This is a genomic window from Alicyclobacillus suci (assembly GCF_017329615.1).
GTDB lineage: Bacteria > Bacillota > Bacilli > Alicyclobacillales > Alicyclobacillaceae > Alicyclobacillus > Alicyclobacillus suci.
This window is the reverse complement of record NZ_JAFMTW010000028.1, coordinates 12608-34981: the sequence shown is the minus strand read 5'-3', so window position 1 is coordinate 34981 and position 22374 is coordinate 12608. Positions and strand designations below refer to the sequence as shown.

General features: G+C 49.2%; 26 protein-coding genes and 1 riboswitch. Of the genes, 9 read left to right on the top strand and 17 right to left on the bottom strand.

Annotation, left to right across the window (positions count from 1 at the left end; all coding sequences use genetic code 11):
• Position 1: 1 nt before the first annotated feature.
• From J3482_RS13430 to J3482_RS13375, 12 genes are all read right to left on the bottom strand, one after another.
• The gene (locus J3482_RS13430; protein WP_206922543.1) at positions 2–637 is read right to left on the bottom strand and encodes a TfuA-like protein; all 636 of its coding nucleotides are present in this window, start codon (positions 635–637) and stop codon (positions 2–4) included.
• 291 nt (positions 638–928) lie between these two features.
• Positions 929–1165: an integrase core domain-containing protein gene (locus J3482_RS13425; protein WP_206922542.1), complete on the bottom strand. Its 237-nt coding sequence runs from the start codon at positions 1163–1165 to the stop codon at positions 929–931.
• Between the two features lie 99 nt (positions 1166–1264).
• The gene (locus tag J3482_RS13420; protein ID WP_206922541.1) at positions 1265–1780 is read right to left on the bottom strand and encodes an IS3 family transposase; all 516 of its coding nucleotides are present in this window, start codon (positions 1778–1780) and stop codon (positions 1265–1267) included.
• A gap of 149 nt (positions 1781–1929) precedes the next feature.
• Positions 1930–2082 (bottom strand): transposase, encoded by a 153-nt coding sequence (locus J3482_RS13415; protein ID WP_206918350.1) that lies wholly within the window; start codon positions 2080–2082, stop codon positions 1930–1932.
• Between the two features lie 79 nt (positions 2083–2161).
• Positions 2162–2476, bottom strand: coding sequence for a class I SAM-dependent methyltransferase (locus tag J3482_RS13410; protein ID WP_206922540.1), 315 nt, complete (start codon positions 2474–2476; stop codon positions 2162–2164).
• Positions 2476–2721: a hypothetical protein gene (locus J3482_RS13405; RefSeq protein WP_206922539.1), complete on the bottom strand. Its 246-nt coding sequence runs from the start codon at positions 2719–2721 to the stop codon at positions 2476–2478. Before J3482_RS13405 ends, J3482_RS13410 begins: the two co-directional genes overlap by 1 nt.
• Positions 2718–3149 carry a MarR family winged helix-turn-helix transcriptional regulator gene (locus J3482_RS13400; protein WP_206922538.1) on the bottom strand — a complete coding sequence of 144 codons (432 nt, stop codon included), beginning with the start codon at positions 3147–3149 and terminating at the stop codon, positions 2718–2720. The genes J3482_RS13405 and J3482_RS13400 overlap by 4 nt, the downstream gene beginning before the upstream one ends.
• A 137-nt stretch (positions 3150–3286) precedes the next feature.
• Entirely contained in the window at positions 3287–4174 is an 888-nt protein-coding gene (locus tag J3482_RS13395; protein ID WP_206918201.1) for a metal ABC transporter permease, read from the bottom strand.
• On the bottom strand, positions 4174–5073 hold the full coding sequence (locus tag J3482_RS13390; RefSeq protein ID WP_206922537.1) for a metal ABC transporter permease: 900 nt from the start codon (positions 5071–5073) through the stop codon (positions 4174–4176). The genes J3482_RS13395 and J3482_RS13390 overlap by 1 nt, the downstream gene beginning before the upstream one ends.
• Positions 5070–5909 carry a metal ABC transporter ATP-binding protein gene (locus J3482_RS13385; protein WP_206918197.1) on the bottom strand — a complete coding sequence of 280 codons (840 nt, stop codon included), beginning with the start codon at positions 5907–5909 and terminating at the stop codon, positions 5070–5072. The genes J3482_RS13390 and J3482_RS13385 overlap by 4 nt, the downstream gene beginning before the upstream one ends.
• A complete protein-coding gene (locus tag J3482_RS13380; protein ID WP_206918195.1) occupies positions 5909–6862 on the bottom strand; it encodes a metal ABC transporter solute-binding protein, Zn/Mn family in 954 nt (317 codons plus the stop codon). Before J3482_RS13380 ends, J3482_RS13385 begins: the two co-directional genes overlap by 1 nt.
• Before the next feature lie 128 nt (positions 6863–6990).
• The gene (locus tag J3482_RS13375) at positions 6991–7713 is read right to left on the bottom strand and encodes a HoxN/HupN/NixA family nickel/cobalt transporter (RefSeq protein ID WP_206922536.1); all 723 of its coding nucleotides are present in this window, start codon (positions 7711–7713) and stop codon (positions 6991–6993) included.
• A gap of 201 nt (positions 7714–7914) precedes the next feature.
• On the opposite strand from J3482_RS13375, the gene J3482_RS13370 reads away from it, so the two are divergent.
• From J3482_RS13370 to J3482_RS13355, 4 genes are all read left to right on the top strand, one after another.
• On the top strand, positions 7915–9138 hold the full coding sequence (locus J3482_RS13370) for a GTP-binding protein (protein ID WP_206922535.1): 1224 nt from the start codon (positions 7915–7917) through the stop codon (positions 9136–9138).
• A 20-nt stretch (positions 9139–9158) separates the two neighbouring features.
• Positions 9159–9518, top strand: coding sequence for a (2Fe-2S) ferredoxin domain-containing protein (locus J3482_RS13365; RefSeq protein WP_206922534.1), 360 nt, complete (start codon positions 9159–9161; stop codon positions 9516–9518).
• A gap of 45 nt (positions 9519–9563) precedes the next feature.
• Positions 9564–10100: a CobW family GTP-binding protein gene (locus tag J3482_RS13360; protein WP_236018234.1), complete on the top strand. Its 537-nt coding sequence runs from the start codon at positions 9564–9566 to the stop codon at positions 10098–10100.
• Positions 10101–10220: 120 nt separating this feature from the next.
• On the top strand, positions 10221–10679 hold the full coding sequence (locus tag J3482_RS13355; RefSeq protein WP_236018233.1) for a Fur family transcriptional regulator: 459 nt from the start codon (positions 10221–10223) through the stop codon (positions 10677–10679).
• Between the two features lie 199 nt (positions 10680–10878).
• Here J3482_RS13355 and J3482_RS13350 read toward each other — a convergent pair whose 3' ends face one another.
• Positions 10879–11145, bottom strand: coding sequence for a hypothetical protein (locus J3482_RS13350; RefSeq protein ID WP_206918179.1), 267 nt, complete (start codon positions 11143–11145; stop codon positions 10879–10881).
• A 702-nt stretch (positions 11146–11847) separates the two neighbouring features.
• Here J3482_RS13350 and J3482_RS13345 point away from each other — a divergent pair.
• Complete coding sequence (locus J3482_RS13345) at positions 11848–12531, top strand: TerC family protein (protein ID WP_206922532.1); 684 nt, start codon at positions 11848–11850, stop codon at positions 12529–12531.
• 157 nt (positions 12532–12688) lie between these two features.
• Positions 12689–13258, top strand: coding sequence for a manganese efflux pump MntP (locus J3482_RS13340; protein ID WP_206918170.1), 570 nt, complete (start codon positions 12689–12691; stop codon positions 13256–13258).
• Positions 13259–13578: 320 nt separating this feature from the next.
• Here the strand turns inward: J3482_RS13340 and J3482_RS13335 are convergent, their stop codons facing one another.
• From J3482_RS13335 to eno, 4 genes are all read right to left on the bottom strand, one after another.
• Positions 13579–15201: a glutamate synthase-related protein gene (locus J3482_RS13335; RefSeq protein WP_328702282.1), complete on the bottom strand. Its 1623-nt coding sequence runs from the start codon at positions 15199–15201 to the stop codon at positions 13579–13581.
• A 71-nt stretch (positions 15202–15272) separates the two neighbouring features.
• Positions 15273–16133 carry a sigma-70 family RNA polymerase sigma factor gene (locus J3482_RS13330; RefSeq protein ID WP_206918163.1) on the bottom strand — a complete coding sequence of 287 codons (861 nt, stop codon included), beginning with the start codon at positions 16131–16133 and terminating at the stop codon, positions 15273–15275.
• A gap of 44 nt (positions 16134–16177) precedes the next feature.
• A riboswitch (Fluoride riboswitch) is annotated at positions 16178–16239 on the bottom strand.
• A gap of 72 nt (positions 16240–16311) precedes the next feature.
• On the bottom strand, positions 16312–17010 hold the full coding sequence (locus J3482_RS13325; RefSeq protein WP_206922531.1) for a DUF190 domain-containing protein: 699 nt from the start codon (positions 17008–17010) through the stop codon (positions 16312–16314).
• A gap of 55 nt (positions 17011–17065) precedes the next feature.
• On the bottom strand, positions 17066–18340 hold the full coding sequence (eno, locus tag J3482_RS13320; protein WP_236018232.1) for a phosphopyruvate hydratase: 1275 nt from the start codon (positions 18338–18340) through the stop codon (positions 17066–17068).
• A 326-nt stretch (positions 18341–18666) separates the two neighbouring features.
• Between eno and J3482_RS13315 the strand changes: the two genes are divergently transcribed.
• The 3 genes from J3482_RS13315 to J3482_RS13305 are packed head-to-tail and all read left to right on the top strand — an operon-like array spanning position 18667 to position 22374.
• Complete coding sequence (locus J3482_RS13315) at positions 18667–21027, top strand: xanthine dehydrogenase family protein molybdopterin-binding subunit (RefSeq protein WP_206922555.1); 2361 nt, start codon at positions 18667–18669, stop codon at positions 21025–21027.
• Entirely contained in the window at positions 21024–21872 is an 849-nt protein-coding gene (locus J3482_RS13310) for an FAD binding domain-containing protein (protein WP_206918146.1), read from the top strand. The genes J3482_RS13315 and J3482_RS13310 overlap by 4 nt, the downstream gene beginning before the upstream one ends.
• Complete coding sequence (locus J3482_RS13305) at positions 21865–22374, top strand: (2Fe-2S)-binding protein (RefSeq protein ID WP_206918145.1); 510 nt, start codon at positions 21865–21867, stop codon at positions 22372–22374. The genes J3482_RS13310 and J3482_RS13305 overlap by 8 nt, the downstream gene beginning before the upstream one ends.

Sequence of the window (22374 nt, the reverse complement as noted above, 5' to 3'; positions counted from 1 at the left end):
CCTATTCTAAGGTGAGTCGTGACAGAAGAGTTATTGCATCTTGTAGCTTTATGTCCCAAAGATAGCGAGTGGTATTTAATATCGATAAAATCTTATCAATTTTGGAGCATCTCCAATCAATATGATCAAAGCAATCAAAAAATGTTCGCTCAGGGTAATACAAGTGCTCAACATAACTTTTAATTTCATGCGCTTCTTCAGAAGAAATCACATCGCAAGCGCTCAAAAAATCTAACGCTGAAATGATATTTACCAGCGGTTCTGACAAAGGCTTATATCGTTCATCAAACACTAATGCGACAGCATCATCAGAGTCAATCTGACCACTCTTGTACATTTGATAGACTTTACCCCACCCGTACATACCGAGTGGTCCTGCTTCAACAGCTCTTAAAGCCCCCATACTTGAGGCGCCCCAGATTTCTATTCCTGCGTGTATTGCGTCTCTAATCTCGTCTAATGAAACTGATAAATCTTGATAAAAGACCCCATCAATTATGATAACACGTTCGACATTGTCCTGGATTGCGAAATCCAAGTCACCACGTTTAATTGGAGGGTAATAATCATTTAAAGGACCCAGTGCGACAGCAGTCTCCATTGAAATTGTAGGTCCAATGTAAACACGACTTTTCACCAAATACCCCCATTAATATTAGCGGATAGATATTTCTCAGTTCCGCAACAGACAACCCCCCAAAAAACTTCAGCAACACTGATCCGTGAATACTCATTGTCATTCTCTTCCCTTAAGTATAAAAAGTAAATAGGATCTTGTGCTCTTGTTGAATACAGAAGTTTGTGGTAAAGTTCATCCGAAAATATTTATGCTATATTCAGATAGAATAACGTATTGAACCCCGTCCGGTCAAGACAGATGTGCATAATTTTTTGAGATAACGCCATTCTATTCTGATAATTATCAGGTCTACGCTGCCTCTTTTGATTCCTTCCATTTTCTGAATTCCTGCGGTGTACGATAGCCCAACGCTGAGTGCGGGCGCTCTTTGTTGTAGAACTCAATATACGTTTTGATGGCGCTCTTGGCTTCCGCGAAGTTGTCGTATTCCTGCATCCAAACTTCTTCCTCCTTCAACGAACGGAAGAAACGTTCGATATAGCCATCTGCGTCCGGGTTGTTATAACCTGTCCGTTCATGTTTCACCTGGCAGTCCTTCATGGCTTGTACGAATCGTCGACTTGTCATTTGGCATCCGTTGTCAGTTCTGAGCGTTAAGTTTGCGCCTCGTACCCCGCTCGGGAATCAGTAGTTGAATGCGTTATCCACGGCATGCAGCAATTCCTCTGTCCGGCAATAGCGTGAAAACGAATACCCCACAATTTCACGGTCGTACGCATCGATGACCGCGAACAGATATCCCCAGCCATCCTTACCACACCAAATCTTTGTCATATCGCACTGGAAGTGTTCGTTTGACTGACTCACCGGAATCTTTCCAGACCGCTTCTTTCGGGAAGCTTCTCGCTGTGGGGATTTGACCAACAATCCCATTTCCCGCATGAGCCGGTGTACTCGTTTGTGGTTTACCTGCATGCTGTATTGACGACGCAACATGACCTTGATTCTACGGTATCCATATCGTGGGAATCTCTCACATAGATGGCGAATCCGCTGTTTCAATAGGGCGTCTTTCTCGATAACTGCTTTTTTCGCCTTCTTCACAGGCTCCTTTAACAAGCTATCACAATAAGTTCGATTCAGCTCCAATGCTTTCGCAATCACTGGGACCCGAAACCCTTCCTTGACGAGCTGAGCCACCAAGGAACGGCTGCTTACTTCCGGCCCCAGTTCGATTTTTTTCGCAACACATCGATTTCCATAGCTTGCTCGCCAATTTTGCTCATGGCTTCCTGCAACTGCTTCTCCAACTCCTGCTCCCGGGTAGAAGGACCTGACTGAAGCCCTGCTCATCCACCAGCCAGAAATGCGTCACGCCACTTGTAATACAGACTTTGGGCCACACCATGCTGTCGGCAAACCTCGCTGATATTCGCCCCAGGAACCATCCCTTCCAACACAATGTTCATTTTCTCGTCCACAGTCCACTTACGTCCTGGCATGAGTCAAACACCTCACTACGTCTATTTTACCTCACGTCATCTGTCTGGGTTGACTCTGGGGCCAGTATATGAGACCTCTTTATCTCCGCCGGTTGAATAGTGATAAGTACTCACCGTAGGAGTCAAATCCCTCTGCCTCTGAGAAATGCGCCAATCGCCGAAGCGCCTCGCGCGAAAAGTCAACGCCTGTCACCGTAAATCCGTGACGTGCGAGGTACAGCGCGTTTCTGCCATCCCCACAGGCCATGTCAAGGACAGTGCCCTCCTGAAGTTGATGGCGGCGCGCCACCAAAAAGGCATCCGAGGCAAACAGCGTCTCTTCCCGACGTCGATATTTCTCTTCCCACGCTTCCTGTTCCGAATCCAACTTCAATTTTCTGTCCCGTTCGGACATTACAATCCCACCTTGAATAATATGTACGAACTCGCACCCCAAGCGACGATTGCGATACCAAGTGCCCCTGTAAAGTTCGTACCTCTCCGCAAACATATAACAACGACCACAAGTAAAATGGCCGTAGGCAGAAGACCACGCAATACGCCGGTGAAGAAACGGGCAATATCTTCAGACGACTGATGTCCAAATACGAGCCAAAGCGCAGATAGTAAACTAATGATGGGCAGCAACGCCATCATCATTCTCGCACCCCTCTCAACGCTCGAAGCAACGTCATAATCCCCTGCTCAACCTGTTGGCATTGTGCTGATGACAGTCCTGACAACGCTTCCGCAAGGCGTTGCACATCGAGGCCAGTGTGTTGCATCACCGTCTGTTGTCCCTTCGCAGTCAAGCTCACTTGCACAATTCGTTCATCCACATGACTTCGCATTTTTTCAATCAGACCTTTTTGAGCCAACCGCCGAACGATTTCCGATGCTGTGTTCGACGCGCATCCTAAATGATCAGCGATTTGCTGAATCGTAACAGGCCCCATCATTTGAATGAATTGAAGCGCGCGCACGGCCTGGTGAGACAATTCCACCTCAAACGTCGGATGGCAGTGATAATACACCGAGGAGAACGCCGAAGAAATCCGCTCGGCTAAGGCTTGCAACGGTTGCGTCATAGACAACACCTCCACACAAAGCGATTATATCGTTATAAACGATATAATGACAACTGTATATTCCTTACCGGAGTCAGAGAGACCAGGGAGGTACAGCTGCCTCGGGTCTCTCTTGACAAACAAGGACAGGTCGATGCTTACTTCTGACCGACCACGCCATCGAGCGGGTGTACGTGCGCATCCGTTTTTCCAGCCACTCGGCGTTGTTGTAGTGACGCTCCGACACGCACCACACCATACAACAGCGCTGAAATAGACGAGACAAAAAAACCGATTGGCCAACTCGTGTCATAGCCAAGCACCAGTGCTGCCCAAATGGTCAAGATGGCTATCGCCACCGAACACACAAGCGATGTACCCGGTCGGCGTGTAAGATAGCGTGCTGTCGCCGCTGGACCAATCATCAAGCTGAATGACAACAAAGCCCCCACCACGGGCACCGTCACGGCTGTGGCCAATCCGACGACGATGAGAAACGCCATCTCCAGTTTGCGGGATGAAATGCCGCGCGCTTCGGCGCTGTCTCGCATGATAGACGCAAACAAAAGCGGTCGGTAAAGTACGCCTAAAATGAGAACACAGACAAGCCCAAGCACAACCGTGTCCAACACCTGACTGAGGCTGACGCCCACCAACTGGCCGAACAACAATGCATAGGCGCCCGTCGCATAATGCTCATTTAACGTGAGAAACAGTGCACCTGTTCCGAGCGCCACAACCAATGTCAACGCGGTGACGACGTCATGGCGGCCACGCTTGCCGAGCATCCCGATGCTGAGCGCCCCCCCCAGCGCAAACACAACAAGCCCTACTAAAGGGTTGATATCCAACAACACGGCACCCGCAGCACCTGCGAATCCGGCCTTAGGCAGTACGTGCGCGACGAACGACGAGCCTCGTAAAATCACAAAGAATCCGACCAAACCAGATAAGATGGCGACCACGGTGCCACTGAGGAGGGCGTGGAACATAAATGGCAAGGTAATCAAGTCTAGTGGAAAGACCATCTGCAAAAACTGTCCCATTACGCCACCTCCTCGCGGCGCGCTGAACCCGCGCCCTGCGCGTACCGTCGCTCTGGCCACAGCCGCGATAATAAATAGAAGACAAGAACAAGAACCGCAATAAAGAAACTGACAGGCCATCCCCGATGAACTGGCGGCCACAGATAGCTGTCGTACGCCAGTAGAATGCCAAGCCCAGTTGCTACCACGCCTATCCCAGCCGACAACACAGAAGCCAAGCCAATTCTCGATGTCAGGCGAATGGCTGTCGCAGGCGGTCCAATGATCAGCGCCGTACTGAGCAGCGAGCCCACAACCAGTGATCCATCCTCAATCGCTATCGCAAGTAAAATCATAAACAAGATGCCGACCAATCGAACGGGAATCCCGCGCGTCTTTGCAATCTCCGGATTAACCGAACAGACTAACAACGGACGATAAATGAGGAGTAGCACGACCAGTGCTGCAAGTCCCGTGAATGTCACAATCGGTATCACGCCCGGGTTGAGCACGAACATCGAGCCAAATAACACCATCATCGGCGCACTCGCATTACTCGTAAACCGGGTGTCAAAATAGAGAAACAGTGATCCTAATCCCATCGCGAAAGATAAAATGATTCCAGTCGCCACATCCCGATTGCGCGCCCTGTCGCCCAGCCATTCCACGCCGGCACCCGCCAGGATGCCAAACGAGATAAACCCATACCACGCGTTCACACCGACCAGAAACGAACCAGACGCGCCCGCCGCCCCGATGTCTGTCAGCACGTGGCCAACAAATGACTGCCCGCGAAGCACCACAAACACACCGACCACACCAGAAATCACGGCGACGAGGATGCCAACCAGAAACGCATGCAGCACTTCTTCACTCTGTAACAAGCCCGGCGCAAAAACATAGTGCAAAACTGTCGTCACGAGTTCATCACATCCTCGTGATCTCCACAGTGAAAACCGCCCAGCAAATCGACAACGTCCGCTTCCTCGTCTCTACCGCCGACGACAAGTACGCGCCCGCGAACGCGAAGCACTTCCACCTCGTAGCCATAAAGCCTGGATAGCACTTCGCTTTGAATGACCGCATCCACCTCACCCATGGCCGCATGTCCTTCAGCCAAATACAGGACTTTGTCCATATGGCCGAGCAGTGGATTCATGTCGTGCGCGACGAGAATGACAGCAATCCCACGCTCTTTACCCAGTCTGCCAACCAACCGAACGACCTCGTGCGCGCTGCGAATATCGAGATTCGACAAAGGTTCGTCCAGCAATAAAATTTTTGGATCCGTCAACAGCGCCTGCGCAATGAGCAATCGCTGCTGCTCACCACCTGAGAGACGGCCTACTGGGGCATCCGCAAAGCGAAGTGCGTCCACCGCCTCCAGCACTTCGTCGATGCGTGCGCGCCGTTTCCGGCTCGGCAACGGCACACCAAACCGGTGACCGTCAAGACCGAGCCCCACCAAGTCGCGGCCGCGAAGCGGCGTGTCGGGATCGAGATGGATTTTCTGTGGCACATAACCAATCGCCCGGTTGCGCTTGCGCACGGATTTGCCATCAACCCGAACTTCGCCGTGATTGGGTGACAAAAGCCCTAAAATCACACGCAACAAAGTCGTCTTTCCTGCGCCATTAGGACCAATCAAACCCACGAATTCTCCCGCTTCAATGGCCACATCAATATGATCTAAAACCGTTCGCTGGCCAAACTGCACCACGATATCGTTCAGTTCCAACACATGCTCTACTTGCATTAGGAAATCGTCTCCGTCGACGTACCGTTTGCCAGTGCGGCCGTCAATGCTTTGGTCTCTGCTTCCATCCAACTTTGGTAGGTATGGTTTGGCGGCATCGTTTCATATACACCGACCACTGGAATGTGATCTTGTTTCGCTAGCGCTAAGAATTTCTTCGTGACGTCTGTGATAGCCTGTTGATTGTAAAGAAACACCTTGATTTGGTGATGATTAAATAATGCTTCTTGCGTTTTCACGTCTTGTGGCGACGGATCTGTCCCGTTCATGATGGCTGCCTGGAAGGACCACGGCGTTTTGATATCCATGCCAGCCGCCTGAAGCCAGTAATCCGCGACAGGTTCTGTAACCGCCACCCCTGTATTTGGGTACTTCGACTTGATAGTGTCCATCTCTTGTTTCCAAGTGGATAGGGAAGCATCAAATTTCTTCACGTTCGCGTCAAAATAGGATTTCTCTGAAGGGTCTTGTTTCGCCAACTGATCTGCAATCAACTGGGCGACTTTCGGCATCGTATCCGGTTGATACCACAGATGTGGATTCTTGGTGTCCTTGCCATATCCCAATGCACTCGCGACGTCAATCACCACACGCTTCGAATTCGGCGATGAGGATTCGAGTTTGCTCATGAAATCGTCATACCCGACGCCATTTTGAACGACCAGCGTCGCATTTCCAACGAGCGCTGCATCCTTTGTGCTCGCTTCGTAATCATGCGGATCTGTGCTCGGGTCACTCATAATCCCGGTCGCCGAGACGTACTTCCCGCCAATCTGTTGGATCACGTTTGCATACTCGTTTTCTGCACCAACGGCTTGAATGACCTTCGCATTCGACGTCCCGTTGGCCGCTGTCGACGAAGTATTGTTTTCGGTTGTTCCACATCCGGCTAATGTCGCGAGAAGTGCAAGCGCACCACCCATGGCCATACCACTGCCAACTGTCCTCTTCATTCTTTCAATTCTCTCCTTTATGTACCCAAATTGCGTCAACGTCTATGGAGAATATCAGAATGATTACGATTTGTAAATAGGGTAGATTACGATTTGAGGTCATCATCGTCCCCTTCACACGAAATCGTTCATAGAATGTGGCGCACTGCACCATATACGACGAAACACCCCAGCAAACATACGAGTATCGCAGAGATGCGCGTAAATCGATCGGCGATGCGCCAATGGTCAAGGCGGCTGACAGCTTCTCCTGTATGCACCACGAGGATGCCAATGGTACACATGGTAAGTGCCATCCCCGCTGAAAATGCCACAACCAAACCGACACCTACCTGAAACTGATGGATACCAATAGAAGCCAGAAGAATGGCCAATGCGCTCGGGCAGGGAATTAGACCTGTAAAAAAGCCAACGATACAAAGGCGGCGAAGAGAGTTGGGGGTCTCTGATTCCATGTGTTCCAATTGATGAAAATGGTGATGATGATGATGGTGGTGGTCACCATGTTCCTCTATCGCACCAAGTTTCCGGATCACGACCACCTGCGGGCGAAACTGAGAATAGAGCATTCTCACCCCCATTGCAGTGACCACAGCGCCAGAACATAATTCTATAAGAAACAGCAATTGCTCAGGCACCAACTTGTTCACGGACAACGTTGTCACAAACGCTAATAATAGAATCGACAACGTGTGAGACGCAGCCGAAATCACCCCCAATCGTAGTGCGTCCTTCGTCTTTCCGCGATTGGAAATCAAATAAGCGGATAGAATTCCCTTTCCATGCCCAGGCTCCAATGAATGCAGTGCCCCTAAACCCATCGCAGTTGGAATTGCATACAGCAGTTGCACAATGTCCCCTCCTCACAAGCTGGCTTGTCTGTAATGCTTATGCAGAAAGCTGTCTCACATTCACGAAAATCGTAATTATTACTATTTACAAACCCGAGACTTGCCTATATAATGGTAAACACCTTAAATCGTAATCTTTACGAATCAAGACGTTTACCTATCCGCACCCGCAATTCGCCATTACCTTTAGGAGTGAATACGATGCAAAATCACACGATTCCAGTCACCGTTTTGAGTGGCTATCTCGGGTCTGGTAAAACGACTGTTCTAAACCATCTCCTCCATCACCAGCACGGGATGCGCATAGCCGTCATTGTCAACGACATGAGTGAAATTAACGTGGATGCGAATCTCATCAAACAAAACACGAACCTGTCCCGTACTAAAGAACAACTCGTAGAGATGACGAATGGCTGCATCTGTTGCACGCTTCGTCAGGACCTTGTTGAAGAAGTGCGGGCATTGGCGGAAAAGGGGCGCTTTGATTACATCCTCATCGAATCGTCCGGCATCAGTGAACCCATTCCCGTCGCGCAAACATTCACCTATGTCGATGAAGAACAAGGCGTCAATCTCAGTGAATTCTGTCACCTGGATTGCATGGTCACCGTCGTCGATGCAAATCGTTTTTGGCACGACTTCTCATCTGGAGAGAGCCTGTTAGACCGTAAACAGGGCATTGACGATACCGACGTTCGCGAAGTTGTGGATTTGTTAATTGACCAAATCGAGTTCTGTGATGTCTTGTTGCTGAACAAATGCGATCTCGTTGACGAAGAGCATTTACAAAAACTAGAGCAAATGTTGCGCAAGCTGCAGCCTGACGCAAAGATCATCCGGACCACCCACGGCCGTGTCAATCCACGTGAATTACTCAACACGCACCGATTTGATTTTGAAAAATCAAGTATGGCTGCAGGATGGATTCATGAGCTACAGAAAGCGTCGCACACACCGGAGACCGAAGAATACGGAATCACATCGTTTGTCTATCGTAGGCAAAAGCCGTTTCACCCACAGCGAATAGCGCAATGGTTGGAAAATTGGCCACCCGAAGTGGTTCGCGCCAAAGACATGATGTGGTTGGCCTCTCGCAACGACGTGGCCATAACATTTAGCCAAGCAGGGCCCTCCATTCAAATTGGCATCTCTGGTTACTGGGTAGCAGCATTACCAGAAGAGGAACAAGCGGATGTGTTTGCGCAAGAACCTGAGTGGGCGACTACGTTCCATCCTGTCTGGGGCGATAGAATCAATGAGATCGTGTTGATTGGCATCGATGTCAACTGGCCCGGCTTAATCGAATCGCTGGACGAATGTCTGCTGACCGACGACGAAATGGCAGAGGATTGGTCTCCATTCACGGATTCGCTTCCCCTTTACGAGGATTGGGAAATGGATTCGGAAGAAGCATGGGTTCAATAAAGCAGAGATGGAGGTTACATATGTCCACTCGAGATTTAAGCACAGTGGAATATCACTTTTTCATCTGTAATGGTGGAACCTGTATGCGCAACCAGGGTGAGGAGGTGACGCGAGCAATCCGAGATGAAATCACCAGACACGATGCCGGGGATCAAATTCACACAACCAGAACGCGCTGCAACGGACGCTGCGACGATGCATGTGTCACCATTGTCTATCCCGACGGACATTGGTATCGCAACGTGACACCCGAACTGGGAAGAGAACTTGTCCGCACCTACCTGACGGGGAACATGCCACCTTCGCAACTCAGTCACTTGTTCATGTTACGACACTTTGTTGAGGTAACAACTCAACGCGATGAGGAATGTCCGTCATGAGAAAGAGTCAACTCATCCGCACATTGCACGCAACATATGGTATTGATGCTGAACGACTATGGCGCGATGCCTGTCATCCAAACATTTTTCGCAGAACCAACCATTTACCAATCATTTGATTTAGATGCCGTCGTCACGGTCGTCGACGCCAAACACGCTCGACAGCATCTGGATGAAACACACGAGGCGCAGGAACAGGTAGCTTTCGCTGATCTTCTGTTGCTGAACAAAGTAGACTTGGTCAGTCCACAGGAAATAGGTATACTCAAGCGTCGATTGCGCGCTATGAATCCTCATGCAAAAATTTATTCCACTCAAAAGTCTAAGATTGACGTAGAAAAAATTCTCGATGTCCGCGCATTTGATATTGAGAAAAAGTTGGAAATTGATCCGGAGTTTCTAAAAGAAGAAGCACATGAACACGATGATTCGGTCAGCTCTATCGTATTGCGAGAAACACGGCCACTCGCTCTAGATAAAGTGGATGACTGGGTGTTTCATTGGCTCAGTGAAAAGGGCACCGACGTCTTTCGCTATAAAGGTATCCTCTACATTCAAGGCATGAAACAGCGAATGGTATAGCATTCAACCAACGAAATAACCGCATCTCCCCATTTTTTGCGTTTGTCAATCTCTCGCCTGTGCGAGATAATGATATGAGATACGTCAGGTTACGGCAATGAAGTTCAATGAGGTTCTTTGATGAAGTTTTTCCTGAAGGGAGACAATGGGATGGAAACCACCACCGACGCCATTTTACGCAGACTCAAGCGGGCGGGTCTCAAATTCACCGGAAAACGACAAGAAACAGTCGATTTTTTCGTAATAAATAAAGATAAATACTTATCTGCCAAAGAAGTATACGAACACGTTCGCAAGACCTATCCGAATATCAGTTACGACACCATATATCGCACGCTAGCTACACTGCTCGAACATAATGTCATTGAGCATATGGAATTCAGCGATGACGCGGCGAAATACCGTCTGATGTGTCACGAGGAGCACCATCACCATTTAGTGTGCGTGAATTGTGGCGCAACATTTGCAATTGATGAATGCCCCATGAACAATTTAAATGGGCTCGTAAAAGATTTTCAGGTCATCAACCATCGCTTTGAAGTGTACGGGTATTGTGCAAAATGTCGCGCCGCATCTTGATGAACATAGGCAGCTACACAAAATAAACGTAGCAAAAAATTTTAAACAGGTGGCACCCTCGTTGTGGTACCACCTGCGAATCTTGATGGCATATGTAAACCTGTGGATTCAACCAAACGTCCCTACATTAAAAAAGTGAACACATCCATGTGTCCACCTTCGACATTTGACGCACGTCACACGGAAACGGACGACCGTGCTACTTGGCCTTGCGCCAAATCATCATTCTATCGCGTTTACTCTTTGGGTCAATATCCTGATCTACAAGCCACTGTGCGGCTTGTTTTCGCTCGGAGTCATTCAATGTGACGCCTAACTCGGACGCAAGCACATCAATGAATCCCATCGTGCGAGTGACATTTTTCAAGTCATCGCGGCTGTACTTGAGGAAGATCTGGTTCGCTTTACGCCAGTGAAGCGGATTGGCCATTTTTCGACGAAATGTTTTTAGCGCCTTCGACTCCATACGCTTCCCCTTTCCGGTATTTTAGAAAACCCGTATTCCGATCATTTTCCATCGTATGCGAACACACTCGTTTCGTGTGAGTCCACGCCAATCCGGCCCTAGTGTTCACCCAGAGCATCGAGACGTGTACGCAAACTGCCCAATGCTTGTCCGTCTGCATTTGGAGAGGGTATCCTCAAATACCCTCTCCAAATGACAGGGATAGTGTTTTAGCATGTGGTCGTTGCACCATAGGCAGGAACCAACAGGAAGAACAGCACAAAGATGATCAGAAACACGACTGCCCAGCGAGTATAACCACCAAATACACCGTACATTCATATCTCCTCCTCTTGTTAAAACTCACTACACAGTACGTCAAGTGAGGTGTCCAATTGAATGTCAGCCGCCTAGTTTTTTGAAATCGCATTGATTTAGGCGACTCAAGGCGGACGATGCTCAAACAAATGATGCCTTCATGATGCAGATTCGCGCCACTCGTTATCGACTGAATGATTGCAAAGTGGCCATTTGCATACAGAAACCACCGATATTCAGGCATAAAAATTGAGAAATCCCTGTATATATCGTATGGACAATCTAGCAACAATAGCGGTGGAGTCCGCTAGGGATTTTGCCCAAACCGCCGAAAGGCCAATGACTCCTGTCCTTGCAAGTGCAAGCGGCAGGAGTCTTTTTGCGTGTAAAAGAGGAGGAGCACACTTGGTTCATTCCATTATTCAGGTTTTCATTCTCAACTTTGTAACAGCACTCGACAACGCAATTGTACTCGCAGGAATTTTCAAAAATCATAAAACCCGGTATTGGACGCTCACCATATGTTCTGCGATATTATTGACTATAACTCGAGCCCTGCTTGTGCTTGCTATTCGACCAATCTCGCGTCTTTCTGGAATTCAACTCGTGTTAGGAAGTATTCTGTTTTTGCTCGCTCTGCGCACTGCCAAAGTCAACAAACAAAGGCACCATGGTACGAAAAATTTTGCGTCAGGGAAGTTCGATACAAATTTACTCAAACTACTTTGTCTCATCGTTCTCACTGACTTCGCCGCAAGTTTTGACAACCTGATATCCATCTTTGCTGTAACCAACAACGTGTTCTGCGTAGCCATTGGCGTATTCTTCAGTATTGTCCCCTTATTGCTCCTACTACCCACCATTACGAAAGTATTTAGCGAAATGCCATGGGTACAAATTATCGCCGCTGGCGTGATGGTCCAGACGGCTATTCAGGTCCTATTGAAAGACCCCTTGATTCAACCGCACTTCCCCTTGAGTTCATCCTATCTCACACACGCGTCTTTTGCCGCCGCAATTTTATTTGTAGGTATTTCACTCGGTATATATATCCGGAACACCAAGCGTTCCGGTCTGAAGACAAAATAAATTCACCCATAAATGAAGCATGATTGTTGGACTATGAGGCGGTCCCTTTGTCCAGTTCCAACTGTCCAGTTCCGTCGTACCATATGGATTGACGGAAATACAAAATAATGTCGTAGCGGACGATTGTCATTCAGCCTTCCATAGGGGGATGAAACGAATGACTTGGAACACATTTATCGCGCTAAACTTGGTTGGGGTCGGATCCAATTTTGACAACACTGGGATTGGAATGGCCTATGGAGCGGATAAGGTTCGAATGCCTCACTGGGTCAACGGTCTCATCAATTTGATAGGCGGCCTCATCGCACTCGTCGGAGCGTACGCAGGAAATACAATTGCCCAGTTTTTATCCGCATCCGAAGCCAATTGGATTACCTGTATTGCGCTGTCGGGAATCGGTTTGTTCTTTTGGTACGCAGCCTATCTTCACCCACATATTTCGAAAAATAAGGCGAAAATCAAAGTGGCTTCACTAGGGCTGCGCCAGGCGTTTTTACTCGGCCTTGCCATGTCCCTAGACAATATTGTGATTGGGTTCGGGTCATCCATTTCAAACACGCCTGCGTTCTGGGCTGTCGCCGTTAGTATTACAGTCTGGGGATACATCATGCTTTGGATAGGGCACATGGTCGGATTAGGTGTACTATCAAAATTTCTAGGCAAATATTCTGCGTTGATTGCAGGAGGCATCCTCATCGGCGTCGGCGTAAATCAGCTTGTGCGTTAAACGCGTCAGAATTTTGTCCGACAGGGGTGGACACCAAAAATTCATGTCCACCCACCGCTCTATGTTCCCATCTCCCTCGCTGTCGGAATTCAATCAATATCCACCCAGTAAATGTGGTGCACGTACGCAAAGCGACATACTTTACACCTCATCATCCGTGTCTTCTACCTCTTCGTGTTCCCGAATCACATGCGTGTACTCATATCCATGCGCACAGTGATCACAATGCACGCGTACCACCAATTCCCCAAGCGGGGCTGAAACCCGTGTACTATGGCCACACTTCGGACAGATTGAATCAAATTCCCAATGTTTGTGTGTCATAAGATTGCTCCCTCTCCGTCTGTGTGGCTTTTACCATGCGGATACTCAACTTTTGGATAAGGGAACAATTCTGAAACCCGAACCGCGCGCCCGAATTCATTTTTAAAGACGACGTGTTCACGCGAAAACGCACGTGGACTGCTTAGTCCGCATGCCGCAGCCAAGGCAAAAACGCCCTCCCGCACTTGTACAAGATAGTTCATCACGCGCCATTTCTTTTCGTCGGGCACTAATGCGGATTGATACTTGGGGTCTGTTGTCGTCACACCCGTTGGACACTTTCCCGTATGGCACTGCATCGCCATAATGCATCCATTTGCCATCATGAAACCACGTGCCGAATTGACACAATCCGCCCCCAACGCAAGTGCAATGGCCACCTTATCCGGAGTGATTAACTTGCCAGAAGCAAAAATCTTTATCCGATCACGAACACCAAACCGACGGGCCGTGTCATCCAAAATTAACAACGCACTAAAGAGAGGCAGCCCCATGCCATCCGCCATGGCTTTAAACGTTGCGCCAGATCCCCCTTCGCTCCCATCCACTGTTAGAAAATCTGGATACATATCCAGGCGAAGCATCGTTTCAAAAAATGCCTCCAACTGCTTTCCGTCGCCGACGACCAACTTGATACCGACGGGCTTCTGCCCGATGACCTGCAGTTGATTCACAAATCTGAGCGCATCCTCTTCATTTTTTAAAAATGAAAACCGATTGGGAGAATTGACAGTCTTTCCAATCGGCACCTTGCGGATACTTGCAATTTTCTCATTGACTTTCGTACCCTCAAGATGACCTCCGCGGATCTTCGCACCTTGATGAAATTTCAGTTCAAATGCCTTAATATTTTTTTCAGCGGCTTTGCGCTTGAATTCCTCAATCGAAAAATTCCCATCCTCATCGCGAAATCCGAACAATCCGGGCCCAATCTGTGCCACCACATCGACACCCGTCATCAAATGTTCGGGCGCAACACCGCCTTCGCCAGTATTCATCCAAGATCCGCCCGCCATATAGGCGCCAGAACCAGTTGACTGGATATAATGTTCGCCAACGGCGCCATACGACGTTGCGGATATCCCGAACATTCCTCGTAATACCCAAGGATGCTCAAGATGCTCGCCAATGACGATAGCATCCTCTTTCTGATACAGCCACCGTTTAACTTCATCTTCAATCACTTTTTCATGCCGTGTAAAAAGTCCTTCGTGAACAATTTGATACTTCCGTCCCTTGGCGCGCTCCGTATTGTCTGCGGTCAACTCGTCGGTCAGCTTGGGAAATAAACTGTTGGACAAATAAAAACCTGATTCGTCGTAATTTCGTTTGCCACCAAAGCTAATTAAATCTGTCCGATATTTGCTTGCAAAGACGACAGATAGAAAATCACTTCTCGAAAATGGCCTACTTTCTGTGTCACTATCAAACCAATACTGACGGAACTCTGGACCAAGCTTTTCAAGTACATAACGAGCCCATCCTAAATAGGGATGTGCCCGCACAACCGAATGCTGCGGTTTTCTCGACAAAATAAATAGATAAACGAGGCCACCCAATGGAACGCCAACAAAAATCAGCAATATTACCACTAGTAAAACAATACTAACTACACTCACATTCCACACCACCTAGTCACTGAAATAGCACAATGCTCTCATCATCGCACAAACACTATTGTAAAGTACAACTACTGGGCCAATACAATCTCCTTCAGTGCAGTATGGTCTAGCTCACGCAATTTCTCTAGGGCTTCCAGTTGGATTTGACGAATCCGCTCTCTCGTCACACCCATGCCCTTTCCAATCTCCTCAAGGGTCATCGGCTCCAAACCATCTAATCCGTATCGAAGACGCAAGACTTTGGCTTCCCTATCTGTCAGGTGTTTCAATAGCACATTTAGTTCATTCTTCAAATCCTCAAAGACGATATGATGGTGGATATCTGTGGATGTATCATCCGGAATCGTTGCCTTTAGTTGCGTGTTCCCATCCTCCCCAATGGTCATCTCCAAGGACATTGGCTCGGAAATCCATTGCAAGAGCAATTCTACGTACTCAGCACTTTTCTGTAATGAAGCAGCTAAGTACTCAATCGTTGGAGACTGCCCGGTTTCAGCAAATTTTGAAGACCAGATATTTCCTATTCTCAGTAAATCTTCAAAACTATGAACTGGGAGACGGACAGTCCGAGACTTATCGGCAATCGCTCGAATGATGGCTTGTCGAATCCACCATGTCGCATAAGTGCTAAATCGATAACCAGCGTCCGGATTAAACTTCTCCGCCGCTTTCATGAGTCCCAAATTCCCTTCCTGAATCAAATCTTCTAATTCCAAACCACGTCCTTGGTACCGCTTGGCAATCGAGACCACCAGCCGCAAATTGGACTCAATTAATTGATTCATCGCGCTTCGCTCGCCGGATTGAGCCAAACGCGACAACCGAATTTCATCCTCAGCACGCAATAAGTCAACTTCCCCAATCCGAGACAAATAGTCAAAAACCACATCATGGGCATTCGCGTAGGTGCCAGTCCTCTGCAACCCCAACTAGAAACACCTCCAAACAAAAATGGCTCCTGCGAATAAGAAAATTATCCGCAGGAGCCATTATCCCCGTAGGGCGGTTATGGCGAGCTCCATCGCCTATTGTTTACATTTTTGAATCATAAGCGAATAGGCCCGTAAATGCAATCCCGTAATTTCAGTTTTCAGCTACGCGTTCGTTTTATTTATCCGAATCATCCACGCACGACTGCACATCAGGAGACAGAATTTCTCCATTTAGCAAAATCGCCGGACCTGAAGCATAGGCCAACAACGGTTTAATCTGTTCTAACACATCGCCAGCAACATCACCGTTCAAAGCAGCTTCCAGTACGATTGGAGCATGTTCTGAAAAGGACAGTAATGACGTTTTGCGAATCACATGGTCTGCCCCAAATCCTTCCAAAGCATGTTGGACATCCACCCACATCACGTTTTGTTTTTTTAACGTTTCAAGAAGAGCATGATAAAGCGGCGTGTGGTGATAGTGATCCTCTTCCTTCATGTACACCTTCAAAACGTACCCGCTTGTCATTCGCAATTCCTCCATCGATTCCTTCTGTTTCAAATCTCTAACATCACGATTCACAAACAATCGCGATGATTGAAACAACTCAGACGAGACCAGCTTACATACGCCATCAATTTCTTCCGGCGTGCCGTAAACTTCCATCGTGATTGGAATAGTTGTGACGTAATCGTTATATACCGTCTCTATATGACCGCGTGCATCTAGACCTTCCACATCGCGAAAGACGGTAACTCCAGGTGCGCCAGCAGCCCACAAGTGGCGCACAATTTCTTCGTATGCAATACGGGAATACCACTTTTTCCGATCACTCTCGTATAAACGAATGGTTAATAATACCCCCTGTGACATCCACTTTCCCTCCCCGCACGAATCGTATCCAAACCTATCTACACTCAAACTGTTATCACCTACGGTAAATATCACTCGCCAAAGGTACGTGAGGAAATTTTTCTAGTAAGCGCAGCAATTGATTATATTTCGCTACCCGTTCACCCCGAGCCGGGGAGCCCGCTTTCATTTGACCAGAAGCTGTCGCCAAGGCAAAATCAGCAATAAACGAATCATCTGTTTCACCGGAGCGATGAGACACAATGGTACCATAGTGAGCTTGAGCCGCTAAGTGCATGGTGTCAAATGTTTCGGTAACTGTGCCAATCTGATTCGGCTTAATCAGAATGGCATTGGCAATCCCTTGGTCAATGCCTTTGCGAAAAATTTCGGAATTCGTCACAAAAATATCATCACCAACACATTGAACCCCACTCCCAGTCAAGCGTGAAGTATGCGCTCCCCATCCTTCCCAATCGTCCTCTGCTAACCCATCCTCAATAGATACAATTGGGAATCGCCGAACAATCTCAAGACAATACTCTGTCATCTCACTGGAAGTCCAAGAATTCCCCTCAAATTCATACCTGCCATTATGATAAAAATCATTCGCCGCAAAATCCACCGCCAGAGAAACATGCGTACCTGGAACAAATCCTGCACGTTCAATTGCCATGGTTAAAAGCTCTAACGCTTCCACTGTAGAGCGCAGTTGCGGTGCGAACCCACCCTCATCCCCTACAGCCACACGATATCCTTTAAGTTCCAATATGTCCCGCAGCGTTTGATACGTCTGCGCACCCATTCGAATTGCCTCGGACACATCAGAACAACCGTGGGGCACTAACATAAATTCCTGCGTCGAAATACCCGAGTCGGCATGTTTTCCGCCATTAATCACGTTCATCATTGGAATCGGGAATCGCAAACTGGCAGCGCCAAACGCACTCGATAAAGACTCAACCAAAGTGACATGTTTGGCATCTGCCGCTGCGCGAGCGAATGCAATAGAGCATCCTAAAATCGCATTTGCTCCCAAACGATGCTTATCCGAGCTGCCATCAAGCTGAATTAAATGCTGGTCAAAAGCGGCTTGATCTTCAAACGGTTTGTTCCGTACCGAAGGAAGAATCATCTCTTCAATATGTCGAATGGCACCTTGAATTCCTCTTCCAAAGTAACGTTCAGAGTCTTTATCTCTCCACTCCACCGCTTCCCTACTACCCGTAGACTTTCCCGAAGGTACAGATGCGCGGCCACTCCCACCATCAGCTAAATATAAATCCACCTCTAACGTCGGAAACCCGCGCGAATCCAAAATCTCGCGAGCCTGGATGTCCAACACGTTCATCAAACCATCTCCCTATGCATCTTCAATGGCAGCCTATTGTAAACGGCCGATTTGAAATCATTTTCTAGTCCACTGTATCGCCTAAACCAATATTTTTCTCCGCCCGGATGGACTATGTTTCTTAGTCCATTCCGTCTATTTATTTGACAGCGATGTGGAATTATTCGTCTAAAAGGTCAAGTGTATGACCGAAACAGGTATAGACCAATGAAAGGCTGACATAAGTTGTATAGCCAGTCGTTCCTTGTCGTGAATCCACATACCGTTCGACATTTCCGTAGGTGGTGAAGTCCGTGACAGAGAATTGTTCTTTTGCGACTGACCATATGGAGGCTTGCGGCCACCGGGCGACACACGTCATCGGCCACAGCGTGGGACGCAAAGATACGCAAGATAAAGTCACTGGACATGCAAAATACACTGACGACTTTTCGGATAACACCATGCTCCATGCGGCACTACTGACGAGCCCCCACGCGCACGCGCGCATTCTCTCTCAGGATACGGCGCGCGCCTTCGCCGCAGAGGGGGTCCGCGCGGTCATAACGGGTAAGGACTACCCGAATAAAACCGGTTCACCACTTGCGGATAGGCACGTACTCGCGATAGACCGGGTTCGCTACGCTGGAGAACCTGTGGCCATTGTCGTCGCAGATTCGCTCGCACAAGCAGAAGCGGCGACTAAACTCATCGACATCCAATACCAACCGCTGCCCACTATCCAATCACCAAAGCTGTCCTACTACTCCAACACACCGCTACTACATCCCAATCTCAACCCCTATGTAGGCGACTCTGCTGAGGTCAATCCGATTCCTGGAACAAACATCGCGACACACGTGCCCATTCGAAAAGGAAATCCACAAGCCATGTGGGCGGTCTGCGACGAGATCGTGGAATGTGAGGTTTCCTTTCCACAAGCCCACCACGCTGCTATGGAAACCCACGTCGTCATTGCGGAAGTCGCGCCAAACGGGGACATTGACATCACGACCTCCTCCCAATCGCCGTATAGCATCCCATCTCTGATGCAAGCGACGTTTGGTATCCACCCCGCAAAAGTTCGCGTCCATACGCCATATGTCGGCGGAGGATTCGGTGGGAAATCGAGTCCATATATTGAGCCACTCGCCGTGGCCGCCGCATTGAAGGTGTCAGGACGGAAGGTGAAATTGCGATGCACACGAGAGCAAGTCATGACTTGTTTACCCGGTCACATTGGACTAGAGGCCAAGGTTCGGCTGGGTGCCACGCGCGACGGACAGTTTGTGGCTGCCCATATTACATATTGGTTTGACGGTGGCGCCTATGCGGATAGAGGTGTCATCGTGACGCGCGCGGCCACGCAGGATTGTACCGGACCATACCGCATCCATCACGTCCACTGCGACGGGTTTTGCATGTACACCAACCATCCACCAACCACCGCCTATCGGGGGTTCGGGCATCCCGAACAAACGTTAGTCATCGAGCGGGCCATCGAGAAGTTGGCGGACAAATTATCTATCAATCCACTCGAACTCCGCCGCTTGAACGCCATCGGCCCGGGGGATACCACACCCACACAGGCGCGGTTGACGCGCAGTTCCATCGGTGACGTGCAAGGTTGTCTTGTGCGCCTCAAGCAGATGCTCGACTGGAACGGAACTGCCACTGTGAAAGAAGGAAAGACGGTGATTGCCAAAGGCATCGCTTGCGTTTGGAAGACATCAAGCACACCACAGGACGCCAGCTCGGGCGCGATTGTTCGCGTCAATGACGACAGTACCATCACGGTTTTATCTGGTGTCGTGGAAATTGGTCAAGGCACGAAAACCGTGCTCGCACAAATGGTCGCAGAGCTGTTTCGCATCGATATCCGCCACGTGAACGTCGTTCTGGAGGTCGACACAAAAACGCATCCGGAACATTGGAAAACCGTCGCCAGCCGCAGCACCTTATTGGCGGGCAATGCCGTGGTTCGGGCGGCTCAAGATGCGATTCGCCAACTCAAGAAGACAGCGTCGTTCGTACTCCAGTGTGAAGCTGATGATATTCATATCGCTGGTGGCTATGCCTATTGCGCGGATGCTCACGACACCCGAGCGAAAATCCCCATTGGCGCACTAGCCAAAGGGTTTACATTTCAAGACGGACACACAGTCGGTGAGATGGCCATCGGTCATGGCAGCTACACGATTGAACACGTGACGAAACTTGATCCCACAACGGGAAAAGGCGTTCCTGGGCCAGAGTGGACTGTCGCGGCACAAGGCGTGGAAATTGAATACCAAAAAGACACCTACTCGTATCGCGTGCGGCGTGCCGTCTCCGTAGTGGATTGTGGAAAAGTGCTGCACCCCGACCTCGCGCTTGGTCAAATCAAAGGTGGCATGAACATGGGGCTGAGCCTGGCCAGCCGCGAAGGGTACGTCTATGACGACAGCGGTGCGGTCACAAATCCGCAGTTTCGGGTGTACCCTATTCATCGCTACGGAGACCACCCAACATATGACGTCGCCTTTTTGGAGACGCCAGACTTGGAGGCCCCATGGGGACTTCGCGGTATCGGCGAACACGGATTAATTGGCATGCCCGCCGCACTCGCCAATGCATTGTCCAATGCAACCGGCATGGAAGTGAACCAGATGCCCATGACCCCGGAGTTGCTCTGGCGCCTGCAAACGAACAAAGGTGATGGTCCATGATTCCGATTGATTTTCAATATGTAGCGGCCCAAAGCGTGGCAGAGGCAATCCGCCAGTACCATCAGTTCTCAACAAGTGATATGTCCACGCGCTATTACAGCGGTGGCACGGAGATTATCACGCTGGCCCGACTTCATCAGTTGACAATGGATGCCGTCATCGACATCAAACCCATTCCAGCAGCACAAGTGTGCAGTATCGTAGAAGAAAAACTATTTCTCGGCGCTGCCCTGACCCTATCACAAATCACTAGTCACCCGATGATGTCGCGCGCTTTCCCGTTGTTACAAGTTGCCGTCAACGAAATTGCCGACCGAACTGCGCGCAACAAGATTACGCTTGGCGGCAATCTCTGCGGAGATATCATCTACCGTGAAGCCGTGCTTCCACTGCTCGTATGCGACAGCATGGTGCGCATCGCCGGCCCCAACGGCGCCAAAGAAGAGTCAATCCACCGTATTTTCCGTCGAACGATGCAATTAAAACCAGGCGAGTTCATCGTGCAGATAGCGACGGATAAAATCTATCGATGTGCGCCCTTCTTTCACGTCAAGCGCCGAAAGATGGGCAAAGTAGGTTACCCGATTGTCAGTGCCGCCGCCATCCGTCTACAGGACAACATCCACATCGCCTTGAGCGGTGTCTGCTCGTTTCCGTTTCGCTCGCGCACCATGGAAGACTGGTTAAATCAAAAGCACTTACCGGTTCATCAGCGAATCGAAGAAGCTATTCAAATCATTCCTCCTGAGCTCATTCTCAATGACTATGAGGCATCCCGCGAGTACCGACGTTTTGTCCTACGAACCGTATTGGAGGAAACCTTGCACCAATTAGGGAGTGCATAACGTGACAAAACACGAAGTTACGCTTCACATCAACGGCGAAGACAGAACACTCGTCATTCGCCATGCGGACACGCTGCTCGACGTCCTGCGCCTGCAGTGCGGTCTAACCGGCGCGAAACCAGGCTGTGAAAATGGCGACTGCGGCGCCTGTACCGTGATTGTCAATCAATTGCCCTACAAATCGTGCATCATGCTTGCGATAGAAGCGACCGGCCACACCATCATGACCATCGAAGGCCTTAAGCATAGTCCTATTCAACGCGCATTTGCCAAGTGCTACGCCTTTCAATGTGGATACTGCACGCCAGGATTCATTATGAACGCTCACGCGATGCTTTTGCACGATACGTCAATCGATGAACCCACTATCCAAGAATGGCTCGAGTCAAACATCTGCCGTTGCACGAGTTACGAAGAAATCGCATCCGCCATCCGCATGGCCATGAGTACGATGAACGCGAACTTACCTGACAATAGCAAACCCAATTCCCCGTCCACGTGA